Source organism: Polymorphospora sp. NPDC050346 (assembly GCF_040655695.1).
GTDB classification, from domain to species: domain Bacteria; phylum Actinomycetota; class Actinomycetes; order Mycobacteriales; family Micromonosporaceae; genus Polymorphospora; species Polymorphospora lycopeni.
On record NZ_JBFAKM010000017.1, the window covers coordinates 115744 to 132890 of the forward strand.

A 17147-nucleotide genomic window follows, 5' to 3' on the forward strand; every position below is an offset into this window, starting at 1 on the left:
CACTCCTCGCGCTCACGCGTACACCTCTTCCTGTTGGCGCGACCGGCGGAAACTGATCGCCGAGATGACCGCGACGAGGGTGAAGATGAAGATCGAGATGGCCGCGGCGAAGCCGAACTGGGCACCGGCCGCACCGAACGCCAGCCGGTACGTGTAGGTGATGAGCAGGTCGGTCGCACCCACGCTCGGGTTGTCGGCCGGGAACGGCCCCCCCTCGGTGACCAGGTAGATCGCGTTGAAGTTGTTGAAGTTGTACGCGAACGACGAGATCAGCAGCGGGCTCAGCGCGACCAGCAGCAGCGGCAGGGTGATCCGCCGGAACGACTGCCACGGCGTGGCCCCGTCGACCGAGGTCGCCTCGGTCAGCTCGCGCGGGATCGCCTGAAGGGCACCGGTCGCGACCAGGAACATGTACGGGTAGCCGAGCCACAACTGCACCAGCACCACCGCGGCCCGCGCCGACCAGGCCTCGCCCATCCAGTCCACGTTGAGTCCGAACAGGTTGTTGACCAGGCCGAAGTCGGTGTTGAACATGTCCCGCCAGACCAGCAGCATCGCGAACGACGGCATCGCGTACGGCAGGATCAGCAGCACCCGGTAGAGGGTCCGGCCGCGTACCCGGGGCGAGTGCAGCGCCAGCGCGCAGAGCAGGCCGAGCGCGAAGGTGACGAACACCGACCCGATGGCGAAGGAGAAGTTCCAGATCAGCGTCTCCAGGAACGGTCCGGAGATCGACGGCTCGGTCAGCACCCGGGTGAAGTTGCTCAGCCCGACGTTGACCCGCCAGCCCTGGAGCAGCCGCTCGCCGTCGGCGGCGACGAAGGCGCCACGTTCGGGGTCGGCGGTCCAGACCTTGCCGCTGTCGGCGTCGCGTACGCAGTCGCAGCCGGCGTCGTACGCCCGCGTCGCCTTGCCCTCGTACGCCCGCGAAAGCCCGGCCGAGCGGATGGCGCCGCCCTCGGTCGGCACCGCGAACTCGGTGATCTCCTGACTGCGGGCGCTGGCCTGGCCGGCGTTGAGCACGGTGTAGCCGTCGGCGGCGGTCACCTTGCCGGCGCTGTTGACGGTGACGCTGCCCCCGTCGAGCGGTTCCAGGCCGTCGGCGTCGCCGGCCGAGACCGTCCCGGTGGCCGGATCGGTCACCAGGAAGACCAGCGGGCCGGTGGCGGCGTCACCGGTGGTCGCGATCGAGAGGGCGTACTCGATCGATCCAGGGACCTGGACCACCGACGAGGACTGGATGGCGACGATCGCGTCGTCCTTGCTGCCCCGGTGGCCGTCACCGAAGTTGGTGAAGGCGGTGCTGGCCGTGTAAAGCACCGGGAAGACCTGGAACGCGATCAGGAACAGCGTGCCGGGCACCAGGTACTTGGCCGGGATGTGCCGTCGGGACAGGTAGAGGTAGAACAGCCCGGCGGTGGTGGCCACGAGGATGCCCAGACCAACCCACGCCTCGGCCTCGATAAGCGGGAAGGCCGCCCAGAGCGCGATCCCGGCGACGAGGCCGAGGAGCACGACCTTGACGGCGAGCCCGGTAAGCGTGACCGGCCGGTCGTCGCGTACGGTCCGGCGTGCCTTGTCGGGGTCACGCCGCTGGCCCGGGGCCCCGCCCGGACCCCGGTGCGGGGCCTGCGTCGCAAGCCCCGCACCGGTCACGTTCTCGGTCACGGTGCCGCCTCGCTACGCTCGGCGTCACCGTGTACAAGGCTGAGCCTGATGGCTCCCTCGCTCCGCTCGGTCACGGTATCTACTTGATCTGGTCGGAGATCGTCTTGCCGGCGGCGGTGATCGTCTGGGTGACGTCGGCACCGCCGATGATCGCGGATTCGGCCTTGCCGAACGGGTCCCAGATGGCCGCCATCTCCGGGATCGCCGGCAGCGGTACGGCGTTGGCACCGGCTTCCAGGAACTTGGCCAGGTCCGGGTCGCTGGCCTTGACCTGGTCGAAGGCGGCGGTCAGCGCCGGCGGGCGCGGCTCGGCCTGGTAGAGCGCCACGGCGAGTTCGGGCGTGGTCAGGTAGTTGGTCACGAACTCCTGGGCCAGCGCCTTGTTCTTGCCCTTCGCGGCGACGTAGAACGCCTGGACACCGAGGAACGGCGTCGGCTCCTTGGCGCCGGCGAAGCCGGGGACCGGGCTGATGTCGTACTTGATGTTCGCGGTCTTGGCGTCGGTGATCGCCCACGGTCCGGCAACCAGGAAGGCGCACTTCTTGCCGGTGAAGGTGGCGATCGAGTTCTCCGCGGTGATGGACCGCTTCAGCGCGCCGTCGCCCTTCTCGCCGAGCTTCGCGATCTTTTCGAACGCGGCGATCGACTCCGGCGTGCCCACGCCGAGCTGCTTCGGGTCGTAGTCGCCGGCGGCGTTGGTGCCGAAGAGCGTTCCGCCGGCCGAGGTGTAGAACGGGTAGAGGTGGTAGGCGTCGCCGTTCTGGCCCACCTGGAGGCACAGGATCTCGGACGCCTTCTTCTCGGCCTGGAGCCGCTTGCCGGCGGTGACCAGGTCCTCGACGGTCTTCGGGGCCTCGGGTGCCAGCTCGGTGTTGCGGATCAGGGCCAGGTTCTCGGTCGCGTACGGCACCGCGTAGACCTGGCCGTTGAAGGTGACCGCCTTCAGTGCGCCCTGGTTGAAGCCGGCCTTCTGGGCCTCGGTGAGCTGCACGGGGTCGATGGCGCCGTTCTGGACGAGGTTGCCGATCCAGTCGTGGGCGCCGACCATCACGTCCGGGCCGCTGCCCTGCTGCGACGCGGTGACGAACGTGGTCTGCTGGTCCTTGGAGATCGCCTGCACCTCGACGGTGACGCCGTTCTCCTGGCCGAACTTGTCGGCGAAGGGCTTGAGCGCGGCCGAGCGCTTGTCGTCGGCCCAGATCACCAGCTTGCCGCCGTCGGCACTGGGGGGCGTGGAGCCGGAAGCGTCGGGCTCGTCTCCGCCACCACCACAACCGGCGGCCGCGATCGCGAGAGCGACGGTGGCGACCACACCCGCGGTACGGATGCGCATCGGAACTCCTGTCGATCATGGGCGGACCGGCCCGCTCGCCGTGTGGTCAGCCCGAATTCTGTGTAAGGTTTTTCAACCGGCGCCAAGATCGAACGCCGCATCGGTCATGTGTTGCGGGGACGTTAGCAAGACGTTGCAGACAATGGAAGAGCTTGCAGGGCTGTACGCAAGATCTTGCCGCTTGGGCTACAGTGCCGCCATGCGCGCACGTCTAGCGGATATCGCACAGCAGGCCGAGGTCAGCGAGGCCACCGTGTCGCGCGTCCTCAATGGCCGCCCCGGCGTCTCGGCCGAAACTCGCCAGGCGGTCCTGACCGCACTCGACGTACTCGGCTACGAGCGTCCGGCCCGGCTGCGCAAGCGCAGCGCCGGGCTGGTGGGCCTGGTCGTGCCCGAGCTGGACAACCCGATCTTCCCGGCGTTCGCGCAGACGATCGAGTCGGCACTCGCCCAGTCCGGATACACCCCCGTGCTGTGCACCCAGACGCCGGGCGGGGTCACCGAGGACGAATACGTGGAGATGCTGCTCGACCGCCAGGTCTCCGGCATCGTCTTCGTCTCCGGCCTGCACGCCGACACCTCCGCCGACCACGACCGCTACCGCAAGCTGATCGCGCGTCCGCTGCCGATCGTGCTGGTCAACGGATACGTGGAGGGCATCGAGGCGCCGTTCGTCTCGTGCGACGACCGGATGGCCGGCGAGCTGGCCGTGGCCCACCTGGTCGCTCTCGGCCACCGCCGGATCGGCCTGATCACCGGGCCCGACCGCTTCTCGCCCGTGCAGCGCAAGGTCGGCGGATACCGATCGGCGATGCGCCGCCTGGCCGGCCTCACCGACACCGAACTCGACGAACTGACCGCGCTCACCCTCTTCGGCGTCGAGGGCGGCGAGGCCGCCGCCGCACGCCTGCTCGAACGGGGCGCGACCGGCCTGGTGTGCGGCTCGGACCTGATGGCCCTGGGCGCCATCCGGGCCGCCCGGCAGCGCGGCCTCTCGGTGCCCGACGAGGTGTCGGTCGTCGGCTACGACGACTCGCCGCTGATCGCGTTCACCGACCCGCCGCTGACCACCCTGCGGCAGCCGGTGGCCTCGATGGCGGTGGCGGCGGTACGGGCCCTGGTCGACGAGATCAACGGCCACGCCGCGCCACACTCGGAGTACGTCTTCCGGCCGGAACTGGTCGTCCGCGGCTCGACGGCGATCGCGCCGGGGCCGGCCACGCCACCGCCGCCGTCGGCCGCGCCGTCCGCCGTACCGGCCTGACCGGCGCCACCCCGACCGTCGTCCGCGACCGCACCGCCGTCCGGCGGCCGGGCGTCGGACGGGCGCGTCCGCACGAGAGCCGCGTCACACCACGGCCCACGGCACGATCCCGGACAGCGCAAGATCCAGCACTGCTTGCGCAAGAAATGCTTGACTCTTGCAGTCGTAGCCGGGCATCCTGGGCGCACTCATTGACAATCGGGGTCCGCACGGCCGAAACCCGGCCGCACGGGCGCACCACGATCCCCAGAAGCAGGTAGCCATGACGTCCACCACCGGCGTGCCGTCCGACACCACCGACGACTGGTGGCGGTCCGCCGTCGTCTACCAGGTCTACGTCCGCAGCTTCGCCGACGCGGACGGTGACGGTACGGGCGACCTCCAGGGCATCCGCAGCCGGCTGCCCTACCTGCACGACCTCGGCGTCGACGCGTTGTGGCTCACGCCGTTCTACCGGTCTCCCATGATCGACGGTGGGTACGACGTCGCCGACTACCGCGACGTCGACCCGATGTTCGGCACCCTCGCCGACTTCGACGCCATGATCGCCGACGCGCACGCGCTCGGCGTACGGATCATCGTCGACATCGTGCCCAACCACACCTCCAACGCCCACCCGTGGTTCGTGGCCGCCCTCGCCGCCACGCCCGGATCGCCGGAGCGGGGCCGCTACCTCTTCCGCGACGGGCGCGGCCCGGACGGCGCCGAACCGCCCAACGACTGGGAGTCCATCTTCGGCGGGCCGGCCTGGACCCGGGTGCCCGACGGCCAGTGGTACCTGCACCTCTTCGACCCGGCCCAGCCCGACCTGGACTGGCGCAACCCCGAGGTACGCGCCGAGTTCGAGGGCGTGCTGCGGTTCTGGCTCGACCGGGGCGTCGACGGGTTCCGCATCGACGTCGCACACGGGATGATCAAGGAGGAGGGGCTGCCCGACGTCGGGCACAGCTCCGCCACCGGCCAGCGCCAGGTCGAACTGCTCGGCCGGGGCCGGCTGCCCTACTTCGACCAGGACGAGGTGCACGACATCTACCGGGCCTGGCGGCCGATCCTGGACAGCTATGCCGGTGGCCGGATGGCGGTCGCCGAGGCGTGGGCGGAGAGCCCGCAGCGGCTGGCCCGCTACATCGGCCCCGACGAGCTGCACCAGGCGTTCAACTTCGACTTCCTGGAAGCGACCTGGTCCGCCGACTCGTTCCGCAAGGTGATCGACACCGCGCTGGCCGAGTCGGCCATCGTCGGCGCCCCGACCACCTGGGTGCTGTCCAACCACGACAAGAAGCGGCACGTGACCCGCTACGGCGACGGCGCGGTCGGCCTGCGCCGGGCCCGGGCGGCGGCGCTGCTGATGCTGGCCCTGCCCGGCTCCGCCTACCTCTACCAGGGCGAAGAGCTCGGCCTGCCGGAGTTCCTCGACCTGCCCGACGAGCTACGCCAGGATCCGTCGTTCCTGCGCACCGGGGAGAGCCGCGACGGCTGCCGGGTCCCGCTGCCCTGGAGCGGCACCGTCCCGCCGTACGGCTTCGGCCCGGACGGCGGTGCCGACGGCTGGCTCCCGTCGCCGACCGACTGGGCCGGTCTGACCGTCGCCGCGCAGACCGGCGACCCCGCCTCGACGCTGGAGCTCTACCGCACCGCGCTCGGCATCCGGCGGACCCATCCCGCCCTCGGGGGCGGCGAGTTGACCTGGCTGGACACCGAGCCGGGTGTGTTGGCCTTCGCCCGGGCCGGCGCCGGCCCGGCGGGGCTGGTCTGCGTGATCAACCTCAGCGGCACCCCGGTGAAGATCACCGGGTACGGCTCGCCGGTCGTCTCCAGTGAGCCGCTGACCGACGCCGACGGCGCGTTCGATCTGCCGGTCGACGCGGCGGCATGGTTCCAACCGCCGTCGGCGGGGTAAGACCTGGTCCGGACCCCTTGTGGTGGGGGGTGATGGTGGCGGCGGTGCCCCCGGAGGTTTCCGGGGGCACCGCCGTCCGTCGTACGCGGTCAGGGTGCCCGGCTGATGAGCTGCTCGGCGATCCGGGCGAAGCCGGCACGTACCTCGGTCGGGGTCGGCGGCTCCGCCGGCTCGAGCCGGCGCTCCTCGATCTCCTCCTGGTTCAGCCCGACGTCGACGAGTTCGTCGTAGTCGCCGTAGACCTCGGCGTCCTCGGCCTCGGCCTCCTCGTCCTCCGCCGCCGCCCGGGCCGCCCCGATCTCCCCCCGGATCTCGTCGACGGAGGCCAACGCGAGCAGCGGCTCGACCACCGCCATCAGCTCCTCGTCGGCGACCACCGCCTCGGCCAGGGCGATCGCGTGCGGCCGCTCGTACGGCCCGCAGACCACCGGCTCCCACTCGTCCTCGTCGCTGAGCGGCCCGATGGTGATGATCCACGGCAGGTCGAGCACCGGCGAGTCGTCCGGCAGCTCCAAAGTCACTAGTGCCCCCACCCGAGTCATAATGACCGTTCCGGCCGGTCCGCGTAGGGGTTCGCCACAATCTCCCCGCTATCCACAGGCCCGGCCGCGCCATCCCCGGCACTGTGGACAACCTCGCCGGACTGTCGGCGGCCTCCCACACAGTCTTCCCATGACCCCGACGACCGCACCCGCCCGCCTCGCCGCCGTGGCCGCCGCCCAGCACGGCCTGTTCACCTGCGACCAGGCCCACCGGGCCGGCTTCTCCCCGTTCCAGGTCCGCCGCCGGCTGCGGACCGGGCAGTGGCGCCGGGTGCTCGGCCCGGTGCTGGCGCCCGCCGGCGTCCGGACCGGTCCGCGGCTGCGCGACGCCGCCGGCCTGCTGGCCCTCGGCGGGGCGGTGCTCGCCGGGCCGTCCGCCGCCCGCCGGCACGGGATCACCGTGCCCGACCGGTCCACCTGCCTGCTCGTGCCCCGCGCCGACCGGCGCACGCTGCGCGGGGTCCGGCTGCTGCGCGAGGACCTGCCGCCGGCCGAGGTCACCCGGATCGGCGGCGTGCCGCTGACCGGCCGCGCCCGCACCGTCTTCGACTGCCTCCGGCTGCTGCCGGACGGCGCGGCGCGGGCCCTGCTCGACGAGGCGTTCGGGGCCGGCTGGCTCACCCCGGACCGGTTGGCCGGCTATCTCCACCGGTTCACCGGCCGGCACGGCGCCGCCCGGCTGGCCCGCCTTGCCCGGGCCGCCGGCCCCCACCCACCGGACCGCTAGAGCGCGGGGTCACCCGGCGGGACGGCAAGGCCCCGGCTCGCCCGCGTGCCGTGGCCCCGCCGGACCCCGGCCTTGCCGGACCTGGGCGCCGTTGGCCCCGGGCGCCGCCGGATCAGAAGAGCGGGAGTTGTTCGTCGGCGGTCGGGGACCGGCGGCGCGGCCGCTCGGTCAGGTCGATCACCCGGCCGTGGTGACTGGTCGCCGCCAGCGACGCGCCGAAGAGCAGCAACTGGTTGAGCAGATACAGGTAGACCAGCAGACCGACGGCGCCGGCGACCACGGTGTACGCCGGATTGCGCTCGGTGCGTACGACCCAGGCGTTGCCGGCGGTGTTGAGCAGGGTGATCCCGACCGCGACGACCAGGACCGGGGCGGCGAGCCGGCGCAGCGACATCCGCAGCCGGGGCACCGCCACCAGCAGGGCGGTCGCCAGGACCATGTTCACCACGACGGTCAGCAGCACGCTCGACACGGCCAGCGCGGGCGGCACCGAACGGCCCACCAGCCAGCGCAGCAGTGCCTCGACCGCGCCGACCGCCGCCACCGACAGGCCGAGCAGCAGAAACACCCCGACCAGTACGGCGAGATCGACGATCTGCCGCAGTCCGATGTAGCCGGGCTGCTGGTTGAGGCCGTAGAGCAGCCGTTGGGAGGAGCGGATCGCCTCGACCCAGCCGATGCCGGTGATGATCAGGACGGTGATGCCGACGACGCCGACCGTACCGCTGCTCTGGTCGATCTGGTCGAGTTCGAGGAACGGCAGGTTCTGCCGGAGGAAGTCGTTGACCACGACCCGGACGTCGACGCTGCGTTGCAGGACGAATCCGAAGACCGAGTAGCCGACGAGGCCGAGGGCGAAGACGGCGAAGAACCCGTAGTAGGCGATGGCCGCCGCGAGCCGCCCGGCGAGCATGTTGACGTACAACTCGATCGCCCGGCAGACATGGTCGAAGCCCTCGGAGCGATTGCGGCCGGCGATGAGCAGCCGGTTCGCGCCCGTCCAGGCCCGGCTTACGGCTTTCACGCCGCCATCCTTGCCCATGCGGTCCCGAGTTGCCCGGCAGCGGGTCGGAAAACGCCGGCCCGGATCGGGAACCGCGCCCCACGGTCCCGGGCGGACAGCCCACGGCCCGGGAGCCCCACCAGGGCCGCCGGCCGGACTTCCGGGCCGGGCCGGTCAGCCGGGGCGTCTCGCCCGGCGGGGCCGGTCGGCCGCCCCGGAAAGGTCGCGACGCGGGTCAGGTGCCGAGCCGGAAGTCGCGACGCGGCTTCCAGCGGGCCTCGCCGCAGTGCGAGAAGAGGGTGAAGTGCTCGACCTCGAAGAGCGCGGAAAACGAGGCGAGGTCCTCGAAGACCTCGTCGAGCGCCTGCGGGTCGACATCCTGTGCGACGGTCACGTGCGGGTGGTAGGGAAACCGGGTTTCCCGCCGCAGTTCCTCGGCGGAGTTGATCGCCTCGGCGATCAACTCGCACTCGCTGATCCCGGCCGCGACGGCGACGAAGACCACCTCGGTGATCGGCCGGAAGGTGCCGGTGCCCCGCAGGTGCAGGCTGAACGGCGGGTGGGTGGCGGCGACCGCGGCGAGGTGCTCCTCGACGGCCGGCAGGCTCGACCGGGCGATCTCGGTCGGCCCGAGCAGCGTCACGTGGGCCGGAACGTATTCCGCCCGCGGGTCGCCGGCCTCGGCCCGCCGGGCGGTCAGCGTGCTGCCCCACGGCTCCGGAATGTCGATGGCGACCCCGATCTGGGTCGACTCGACCGGGTGCGCCGTCACTCGGGGCGGGCCGGGGCGAGGAAACCCACCCGCTCGTAGGTGGTGCGCAGGGTCGCCGAGGCGACCGCGCCGGCCTTGTCCGCCCCGATGGCCAGCATCTTGTCGAGCTGCGCCGGGTCGTCGAGATAGGCCCGGGTGCGTTCCTGGATCGGCCGGACGAACTCCACGACGACCTCGGCGAGGTCCTTCTTCAGGTCGCCGTAGCCCTTGCCGTCGTAGGCGGCGACCAGGTCGTCGATGGTGCGGCCGCTGAGTGCGGCGTAGATGGTGAGCAGGTTGGAGATGCCCGGCTTGTGCTCGGCGTCGAAGACGATCTCGCGCCCGGTGTCGGTGACCGCCGACCGGATCTTCTTGGCCGACCGGGCCGGGTCGTCGAGCAGCTCGATGATCCCGGCCGGCGACGACGCCGACTTGGACATCTTGGCCGTCGGGTCCTGCAGGTCGGTGATCTTCGCGGTTTCCTTGACGATGTAGGGCGCCGGCACCGTGAAGGCCCTGCCGAACCGGGTGTTGAACCGGTGGGCCAGGTCGCGGGTCAGCTCCAGGTGCTGGCGCTGGTCCTCACCGACCGGGACCGCGTCGGCCTGGTAGAGCAGGATGTCCGCCGCCTGGAGGATCGGGTAGGTGAACAGGCCGACGCTGGAACGGTCGGCGCCCTGCTTGGCCGACTTGTCCTTGAACTGGGTCATCCGGCTCGCCTCGCCGAAGCCGGTGATGCAGCTCAGCACCCAGGCCAGCTGCGAGTGCTCGGGGACCTGCGACTGCACGAAGAGCGTGCACCGGTCGGGGTCGAGGCCGGCGGCGAGCAGTTGCGCGGCGGAGACCCGGGTGCGCTGGCGCAGCACCTCCGGGTCGTGGCCGGCCGTGATCGCGTGCAGGTCGACCACGCAGTAGAAGGTGTCGTGGGTCTCCTGCATGGCCACCCAGTTGCGGACCGCCCCCAGGTAATTTCCGAGGTGGAAGGAGTCGGCGGTCGGCTGGATCCCGGACAGTACCCGGGGCCGGGCGGCAACGTCGGACATGCCGTCGATTCTGTCAGCCGCACCCGGCACGTGTGGTGACGCCCCCGCCGATCACGGAAGACGCGGGGCGCCGGCCCGCCCACGGCCCCGGTCCGGGCGGGACCGTGGTCCCGGTCATCCCCTCGGTGCCGACCGTTCGGCCGCCGGCACCCCCCGGCTGGCCGGCACGACGGCTGTGACCGCGGCACCGACCGGCGCCCCGTCCGGTCCCGGCCCGGGAGCGGACGGCACGGCGGAGATCCCGACCCGGGCCACCCGCCGCCCGTCGAGTTCGAGTACGCGCAACCGCCAGCCCCGCTCACCGTCCGGTGTGCGCGAATCGGTGGGTACGGTCACCTCGTCGCCGGTGGTCGGCAGCCGGCCCAGCGATGCCATCAGATAGCCGCCGACGGTCTCGTACGGCCCCACCGGCAGGGCGAAGCCGGTGCGCTCGGCGAAGTCGGCGAGGTTGAGCCGGCCGTCGACCGACGGCGGGACACCGACCGCCACCGGCTCGGGCGCGCCGTCGTACTCGTCGTGGATCTCGCCGACCAGTTCCTCGATCAGGTCTTCGAGGGTGACGATGCCGGCGGTGCCGCCGTACTCGTCGATGACGACGGCGAGGTGGTGCCGTTCCCGGCGCATCTCGGTCAGCGCGGCGAGCACCCGCTTGCTGCCGGGCAGGCGCTTGACCTCGCGGGTCAGTTCGCCGATGGTGGCGCGCCGGTCACCGTCGGGCCGGATCAGCACGTCGCGCAGGTGCACGAAGCCGACCACGTCGTCGGGGGTGCCGTCGACGACCGGATAGCGGGTGTGGGTCTCGGCGCGCACCAGCCGGGCGGCCTCGGCGAGGGAGAGCCCGGCGTCGAGGAAGACCACCTCGGTGCGGGGCATCATCACCTCGCGGACCAGGCTGGCACCCGCGACCAGCACCTCGTCGATGATGCGCCGTTCGACCGGGTCGAGCACGGTGTTGGCGGCGACCAGGTCGCGCAGCTCGGCCTCGCTGATCCGTTCCCGGCCGGCGGCCGGCCCGGTGCCGAGCAGGACCGTCACCAGCTTGGTGGCCGCGTCCGCGGCACGTACGACGACCCGGGCGAAGCCACGGGCCATCGGGCCGGGTTCTCGTGGAGGGCGCCCCGCCGGTCTCGACCGTCGGGGCCCGGTACTGGCGGATTCCCGCATGTCGCACATGGTAGACAGCCGGACCGGTGGTGGGGTGGAACCTTCGCCTGATGTTCGAATATGTTGACTATTGGGAGACAATGGTGGACAGTAGGCCGGCTGGCCGGCGGACGGCGGCAGCCTGCTCCGGCGCGTAGCCTGACCGGGTCCGCGCCGGCCACCGGCCGCCCCCGAAGACCCGCGCGCCGAACGCGGCCGCGACCAGAAGGAGCCCCACCCGTGAAACTGCTCGTCACCGGCGGCGCCGGCTACATCGGCGGAGTCGTCACCCGGCTCCTGCTCGACGCCGGCCACGAGGTCGTCGTCCTCGACGACCTGCGCACCGGGCACCGGGAGGCGCTCGCGCCGGAGGCCACCTTCGTCGAGGCCCGCATCCACGACGCCGCCCGGGTGCTCACCCCCGACGCCGGCTTCGACGGGGTCCTGCACTTCGCCGCCCTGATCGCCGCCGGTGAGTCGATGGCCCGACCGGAGATCTACTGGGAGAACAACACGATCGGGTCGCTGGCCCTGATCGACGCCGCCCGCGCGGCCGGCGTACGCAGGTTCGTCTTCTCCTCCACCGCCGCCGTCTACGGCAACCCGACCGAACTGCCGATCACCGAGTCGGCGGTCAAGGCCCCGACCAACACGTACGGCGCGACGAAGCTCGCCGTCGACATGGCCCTGACCTCGGAGGCGCACGCCTACGACCTGGCCGCGGTGTCGCTGCGCTACTTCAACGTGGCCGGTGCCTACCTGCGCCCCGGCCACGCCCTCGGCGAACGGCACGACCCGGAGTCGCACCTGATCCCGATCGCGTTGCAGGTCGCCGCCGGACGCCGGGAGAAGCTGCAGCTCTTCGGCGACGACTACCCGACCGCCGACGGCACCTGCGTACGCGACTACATCCACGTCGAGGACCTGGCCCGCGCCCACCTGCTCGCCCTGGACACCGCCGTACCCGGCGAACACCGGATCTTCAACCTCGGCAACGGCAACGGCTTCTCCAACCGGGAGGTCGTCGAGGTCGTACGCGAGGTCACCGGCCATCCGGTGCCGGTCGAGATGGCTCCCCGCCGCGAGGGTGACCCGGCCGCGCTGGTCGCGTCGTCGGCGCGGGCCCACGCCGAGCTGGGCTGGGTGCCGGCCAAGCCGACGCTGGCCGAGATGGTCGGCGACGCCTGGACCTTCTACCGCGACCACCTGTTGCCGTGACCGGGCCGAACCCCCTCGCCGCGCGTGCCGCGGCGGCCTTCGAGCGACTGTACGGCGAGGCTCCGGCCGGCCGGTGGGCGGCGCCCGGACGGGTCAACCTGATCGGCGAGCACACCGACTACAACGACGGGTTCGTCCTGCCGTTCGCGCTGCCGCAGCGCACCGTCGTCGCCGCCACTCCCGTCGACGCACCACTGTGGACGGTGTGGTCGGAGCAGGCCGGCGAACAGATCACGTTCGACGGCACCGACGCCGGCAAGCCCGGCCAGGTCACCGGCTGGGGCGGCTACGTCGCCGGCGTGGTCTGGGCGCTGCTCGACGCCGGGCACCAGGTGCCCGGCGCCCGGCTCACCGTCGTCTCCGACGTGCCACCGGGGGCGGGCCTGTCGTCGTCGGCCGCGCTGGAGGCGGCCGTCCTCACCGCGCTCGCCGACCTGGGCCGGATCGACCTGCCGGTCGACGACCGCCCGGCGCTCGCCCAGCGGGCCGAGAACGTCTACGCCGGCATGCCGTGCGGAATCATGGACCAGGCCGCGTCGATCCGCTGCCGGGCCGGGCACGCCCTGTTCCTCGACTGCCGCTCCCTGGCCCTCGAACACATCCCGTTCGACGCGGCCGGCGCCGGGCTCGCCGTACTGGTGATCGACAGCCGGGCTCCGCACCGCCACGTGACGGGCGAATACGCGGCCCGCCGGGCCGCCTGCGAGTCGGCGGCGCGGGCACTCGGGGTGCCGGCGCTGCGCGACGTCACCACGGACGGGCTGCCGGTGGCCCTCGCCCGGCTCGACGACGACGTGGTGCGCCGCCGGGTACGGCACGTGGTGACCGAGAACCAGCGGGTGCTGGAGACGGTGGCGCTGCTGCGGGCCGGCGACGTGCCGGCGATCGGGCCGCTGATGACCGCCTCGCACGCCTCGATGCGCGACGACTTCGAGATCACCGTGCCGGAGGTCGACACCGCCGTGGAGGCGGCCCTGTCCGCCGGCGCGTACGGCGCCCGGATGACCGGCGGCGGGTTCGGCGGCTGCGTCCTGGCCCTGGTCGACGCGGACCGGGTCGACGCCGTCGCCGACGCCGTCACCGCCGCGTACGCGGATCGCGGGTTCACACCGCCGGTCTGGTTCTCCGCCGCACCCGGTGCCGGCGCGGCCGCACTGCCCTGAGACATACGGCGGCGGGGCCGGCCCGGACACCGGACCGACCCCGCCGCCGGTCCGTCAGTTGGCCTCGACGATCATCCCGGCGCCGACCGTACGGTTCGTCGTCTCGTCGATGACGATGAAGCCGCCCGTCGTCCGGTTACGCCGGTAGGGGTCGGCCAGCAGCGGCACCGTCGTACGTAGCCGGACCCGCCCGATCTCGTTGAGCGACAGCCCGGTCGGCGACTCGTCGCGGTGCAGCGAGTTGACGTCGAGCCGGTACTGCAGACCACGGACGACCGCCCGGGCCGCCCGGGTGGTGTGCTTGATGGCGTACTTGCCGCCGACCTGCAGCGGACGGGTCTCGTCCATCCAGCAGATCATCGCCTCGACGTCCTGGGCGACCGCCGGGGCGTTGTTGGGCCGGCAGATCATGTCGCCACGCGAGATGTCGATCTCGTCGGTCAGTCGTACGGTCACCGACATCGGCGGGAACGCCTCCTCGACCGGGCCGTCGGCGGTCTCGATCGCGGCGATCCGGCTGGTGAAGCCGGACGGCAGCACCATCACCTCGTCACCGGGCTTCAGTACGCCGGACGCGACCTGGCCGGCGTAGCCCCGGTAGTCGGTCACCGTGTTCGACTGCGGCCGGATGACGTACTGCACCGGGAACCGGACGTCGACCAGGTTGCGGTCGGAGGCGATGTGTACGTGCTCCAGGTGGTGCAGCAGCGACGAGCCCTCGTACCAGGGGGTGTTCTCCGACCGGCTGACGATGTTGTCGCCCTTGAGCGCCGAGATCGGGATGACCGTCAGGTCGGGCACGTCGAGCTTCGCCGCGAACGCGGTGAACTCGTCGGCGATCTTCTCGAAGACCTCCTGCGACCAGTCGACCAGATCCATCTTGTTGACGCACAGGACCAGGTGCGGCACCCGCAGCAGCGAGCAGAGGAACGCGTGCCGGCGGGACTGCTCGACCAGCCCCTTGCGGGCGTCGACCAGGATCAGCGCCAGGTCGGCGGTCGACGCCCCGGTGACCATGTTGCGGGTGTACTGGATGTGCCCCGGGGTGTCGGCGATGATGAACTTGCGCCGCGGGGTGGCGAAGTAGCGGTAGGCGACGTCGATCGTGATCCCCTGCTCGCGCTCGGCGCGCAGGCCGTCGGTGAGCAGCGCCAGGTTCGTGTACTCGTCGCCCCGGGCGGCGCTGACCGCCTCGACCGCCTCCAGCTGGTCGGTGAAGAGCGACTTGGTGTCGTAGAGCAGCCGGCCGATCAGGGTCGACTTGCCGTCGTCGACACTGCCCGCGGTGGCGAACCGCAGCAGGTCCATGGGACGTCCCTCGGCGGTGCCCGTCAGCACCTCCGTCGTCGGAGCCGTCATCAGAAGTAGCCCTCCCGCTTGCGGTCTTCCATGGCGGCCTCACTGACCCGGTCGTCACCGCGGGTCGCCCCGCGTTCGGTGATCCGGGTGGCGGCGACCTCGTCGATGACGAGTTCGACGGTGTCGGCGTCGGAGCGGACGGCGGCGGTGCAGGACGCGTCGCCGACGGTGCGGTAGCGGACCCGGGCGGTGAACGGGGTCTCGTCGCCACGCGGCCGGATGAACTCGTTGACCGCGTAGAGCATGCCGTCGCGCTCGATCACCTCACGGTCGTGCGCGTAGTAGATCGACGGCAGCGGGATCCGCTCCCGCGCGATGTAGTGCCAGATGTCCAGCTCGGTCCAGTTGGACAGCGGGAAGATCCGGATCGACTCGCCCGGGTGGTGCCGCCCGTTGTAGAGGCTCCACAGTTCGGGGCGCTGGTTCTTGGGGTCCCACTGACCGAAGTCGTCGCGGAAACTGAACACCCGCTCCTTGGCCCGGGCCTTCTCCTCGTCGCGGCGGGCGCCGCCGAAGAGCGCGTCGAACCGGTACTTCTCGATCGCCGCGAGCAGGACCGGGGTCTGGATCCGGTTGCGCATCCCGTCGGCGGACTCGCGGACCAGGCCGGCGTCGATCGCCTCCTGGACGCTGGCCACCACCAGTTGCAGGCTGAGGTCGGCGACCCGGCGGTCGCGGTAGTCGAGCACCTCGGGGAAGTTGTGCCCGGTGTCGACGTGCATCACCGGGAACGGGATCCGGGCCGGGGCGAACGCCTTCTCGGCCAGCTTGAGCATGACGATCGAGTCCTTGCCCCCGGAGAAGAGCAGCACCGGCCGCTCCAGTTCGGCGACCACCTCGCGCATCACGAAGATGCTCTCGGCCTCGAGCGCGTCCAGGTGCGACACCCGGTAGGCGGCGGTGGCGCTCATGCCGGCACCGTCCCGGTGCCCGCCGGGCCGCCCGCCCGCGACAGGGCCGTCCCTCCCGACGGGGCCGTCCTTCCCGCCAGGGCCGTCCCTCCCGCCAGGGCCGTCCCTCCCGACGGGGCCGTCCTCAGCGACAGGGCCGTCCTCGACGACGCTTCGTCGACCATGGATTCCCAACCTTCCCGATCGGCCAAGGCCACTAGGGCATAGACAGCCATCATACTCCGATATGCCGTTGCAGCGCCGCAAGCAGCCTTGGTGCAAGATCCTTGCGGCATACCACGAGGTCGGGCAGCTTGGGATCAGGCTCGTTGTATTTCAGCGCAGATCCGTCGACTCGGGAAGCGTGCAGGCCGGTGGCCGTCGCCACAGCCACCGGGGCGGCCGAATCCCACTCGTACTGACCGCCGGCGTGCACGTACGCGTCGGCCTCGCCGCTGATCACCGCGGCGATCTTCGCGCCGGCCGATCCCATCGGCACCAGCACCGCGCCGACATCCTCGACCAGGCCGGTGAGGAACGCCGGCGGCCGGCTACGGCTCGCCGCCAGCCGGACCGGCGTGGCACCCCCGGCACCAGCCGTCCCCACGGTCATCGGCGGGTAGGCCGGCGGGTGGTCCGTACCCAGCACCCGGTGCTGCGCCGGCAGGGCCACGGCGCCAGCGACCAACTGGTGGGAGGCGGAACCCTGCCGAGACCACAGCGCGACGTGCACCGCCCAGTCCGACCGGCCCTCCTCGGAGAACTCCCGGGTCCCGTCGAGCGGGTCGATGATCCACACCCGCTCCGCGGACAGCCGCGCGGGCGGTGCGTCGCCGTCCGGCGCCCGGTCGCCGCCCGCGCCGGCACCGGCCACCCAGGCCCGCCGCGACCCGTCGTCCTCCTCCGACAGCACCGCGTCGGCCGGCCGCCAGCGGGCCAGCTCCGTACGCAGCAGGTCGTGCGCGACCTTGTCGCCCGCCGCCTTCAGCGCCGCCGGATCGTCGTGCCCGACCTCGGCCCGGACGTCGAGCAGGGCCTGCCCGGCCCGCTCGGCGAGCCACCTCGCGAACGCCCCGTCGATCACGGGAGGAGTAGCCATTATCAGACCTCCATTCGCAGCGGCCGAACCACGCAGACCCGTGG

Annotated in this window: 15 protein-coding genes; 5 read left to right on the forward strand and 10 right to left on the reverse strand. The window is 71.9% G+C overall.

The genetic code is table 11. From position 1 onward, the window contains the following. Positions 1-12: 12 nt before the first annotated feature. Positions 13-1668, reverse strand: a complete 1656-nt coding sequence (locus tag AB0I42_RS19320; RefSeq protein ID WP_357538892.1) for an ABC transporter permease subunit — start codon at positions 1666-1668, stop codon at positions 13-15. Positions 1669-1747: 79 nt separating this feature from the next. Next, on the reverse strand, positions 1748-3001 hold the full coding sequence (locus tag AB0I42_RS19325) for a maltose ABC transporter substrate-binding protein (RefSeq protein WP_357538893.1): 1254 nt from the start codon (positions 2999-3001) through the stop codon (positions 1748-1750). 199 nt (positions 3002-3200) lie between these two features. Between AB0I42_RS19325 and AB0I42_RS19330 the strand changes: the two genes are divergently transcribed. Both AB0I42_RS19330 and AB0I42_RS19335 read left to right on the forward strand, forming a co-directional pair. Beyond that, entirely contained in the window at positions 3201-4265 is a 1065-nt protein-coding gene (locus tag AB0I42_RS19330; protein ID WP_357538894.1) for a LacI family DNA-binding transcriptional regulator, read from the forward strand. A gap of 262 nt (positions 4266-4527) precedes the next feature. Further along, a complete protein-coding gene (locus tag AB0I42_RS19335) occupies positions 4528-6165 on the forward strand; it encodes a glycoside hydrolase family 13 protein (protein WP_357538895.1) in 1638 nt (545 codons plus the stop codon). An 89-nt stretch (positions 6166-6254) separates the two neighbouring features. Here the strand turns inward: AB0I42_RS19335 and AB0I42_RS19340 are convergent, their stop codons facing one another. Next, positions 6255-6698, reverse strand: a complete 444-nt coding sequence (locus AB0I42_RS19340) for a hypothetical protein (RefSeq protein WP_357538896.1) — start codon at positions 6696-6698, stop codon at positions 6255-6257. A gap of 139 nt (positions 6699-6837) precedes the next feature. On the opposite strand from AB0I42_RS19340, the gene AB0I42_RS19345 reads away from it, so the two are divergent. Then, entirely contained in the window at positions 6838-7434 is a 597-nt protein-coding gene (locus AB0I42_RS19345; protein ID WP_357538897.1) for a type IV toxin-antitoxin system AbiEi family antitoxin domain-containing protein, read from the forward strand. 112 nt (positions 7435-7546) lie between these two features. Here the strand turns inward: AB0I42_RS19345 and AB0I42_RS19350 are convergent, their stop codons facing one another. The 4 genes from AB0I42_RS19350 to AB0I42_RS19365 form a co-directional block, all read right to left on the reverse strand. Further along, complete coding sequence (locus tag AB0I42_RS19350) at positions 7547-8458, reverse strand: YhjD/YihY/BrkB family envelope integrity protein (RefSeq protein ID WP_357538898.1); 912 nt, start codon at positions 8456-8458, stop codon at positions 7547-7549. Between the two features lie 214 nt (positions 8459-8672). Further along, complete coding sequence (locus tag AB0I42_RS19355; RefSeq protein ID WP_357538899.1) at positions 8673-9209, reverse strand: 2'-5' RNA ligase family protein; 537 nt, start codon at positions 9207-9209, stop codon at positions 8673-8675. After that, a complete protein-coding gene (gene trpS, locus AB0I42_RS19360) occupies positions 9206-10231 on the reverse strand; it encodes a tryptophan--tRNA ligase (RefSeq protein ID WP_357538900.1) in 1026 nt (341 codons plus the stop codon). The genes AB0I42_RS19355 and trpS overlap by 4 nt, the downstream gene beginning before the upstream one ends. A gap of 114 nt (positions 10232-10345) precedes the next feature. Continuing rightward, entirely contained in the window at positions 10346-11323 is a 978-nt protein-coding gene (locus AB0I42_RS19365; protein ID WP_357538901.1) for a hemolysin family protein, read from the reverse strand. Positions 11324-11614: 291 nt separating this feature from the next. On the opposite strand from AB0I42_RS19365, the gene galE reads away from it, so the two are divergent. Both galE and galK read left to right on the forward strand, forming a co-directional pair. Next, on the forward strand, positions 11615-12592 hold the full coding sequence (galE, locus tag AB0I42_RS19370; protein WP_357538902.1) for a UDP-glucose 4-epimerase GalE: 978 nt from the start codon (positions 11615-11617) through the stop codon (positions 12590-12592). Continuing rightward, complete coding sequence (gene galK / locus AB0I42_RS19375) at positions 12589-13755, forward strand: galactokinase (protein WP_357538903.1); 1167 nt, start codon at positions 12589-12591, stop codon at positions 13753-13755. The genes galE and galK overlap by 4 nt, the downstream gene beginning before the upstream one ends. A gap of 54 nt (positions 13756-13809) precedes the next feature. Here galK and AB0I42_RS19380 read toward each other — a convergent pair whose 3' ends face one another. From AB0I42_RS19380 to AB0I42_RS19390, 3 genes are all read right to left on the reverse strand, one after another. Next, on the reverse strand, positions 13810-15114 hold the full coding sequence (locus AB0I42_RS19380; protein ID WP_357538904.1) for a GTP-binding protein: 1305 nt from the start codon (positions 15112-15114) through the stop codon (positions 13810-13812). Further along, positions 15114-16025 (reverse strand): sulfate adenylyltransferase subunit CysD, encoded by a 912-nt coding sequence (gene cysD / locus AB0I42_RS19385; RefSeq protein WP_357538905.1) that lies wholly within the window; start codon positions 16023-16025, stop codon positions 15114-15116. The genes AB0I42_RS19380 and cysD overlap by 1 nt, the downstream gene beginning before the upstream one ends. 214 nt (positions 16026-16239) lie before the next feature. Then, positions 16240-17103 carry a 3'(2'),5'-bisphosphate nucleotidase CysQ gene (locus AB0I42_RS19390; RefSeq protein WP_357538906.1) on the reverse strand — a complete coding sequence of 288 codons (864 nt, stop codon included), beginning with the start codon at positions 17101-17103 and terminating at the stop codon, positions 16240-16242. Positions 17104-17147: the final 44 nt, after the last annotated feature.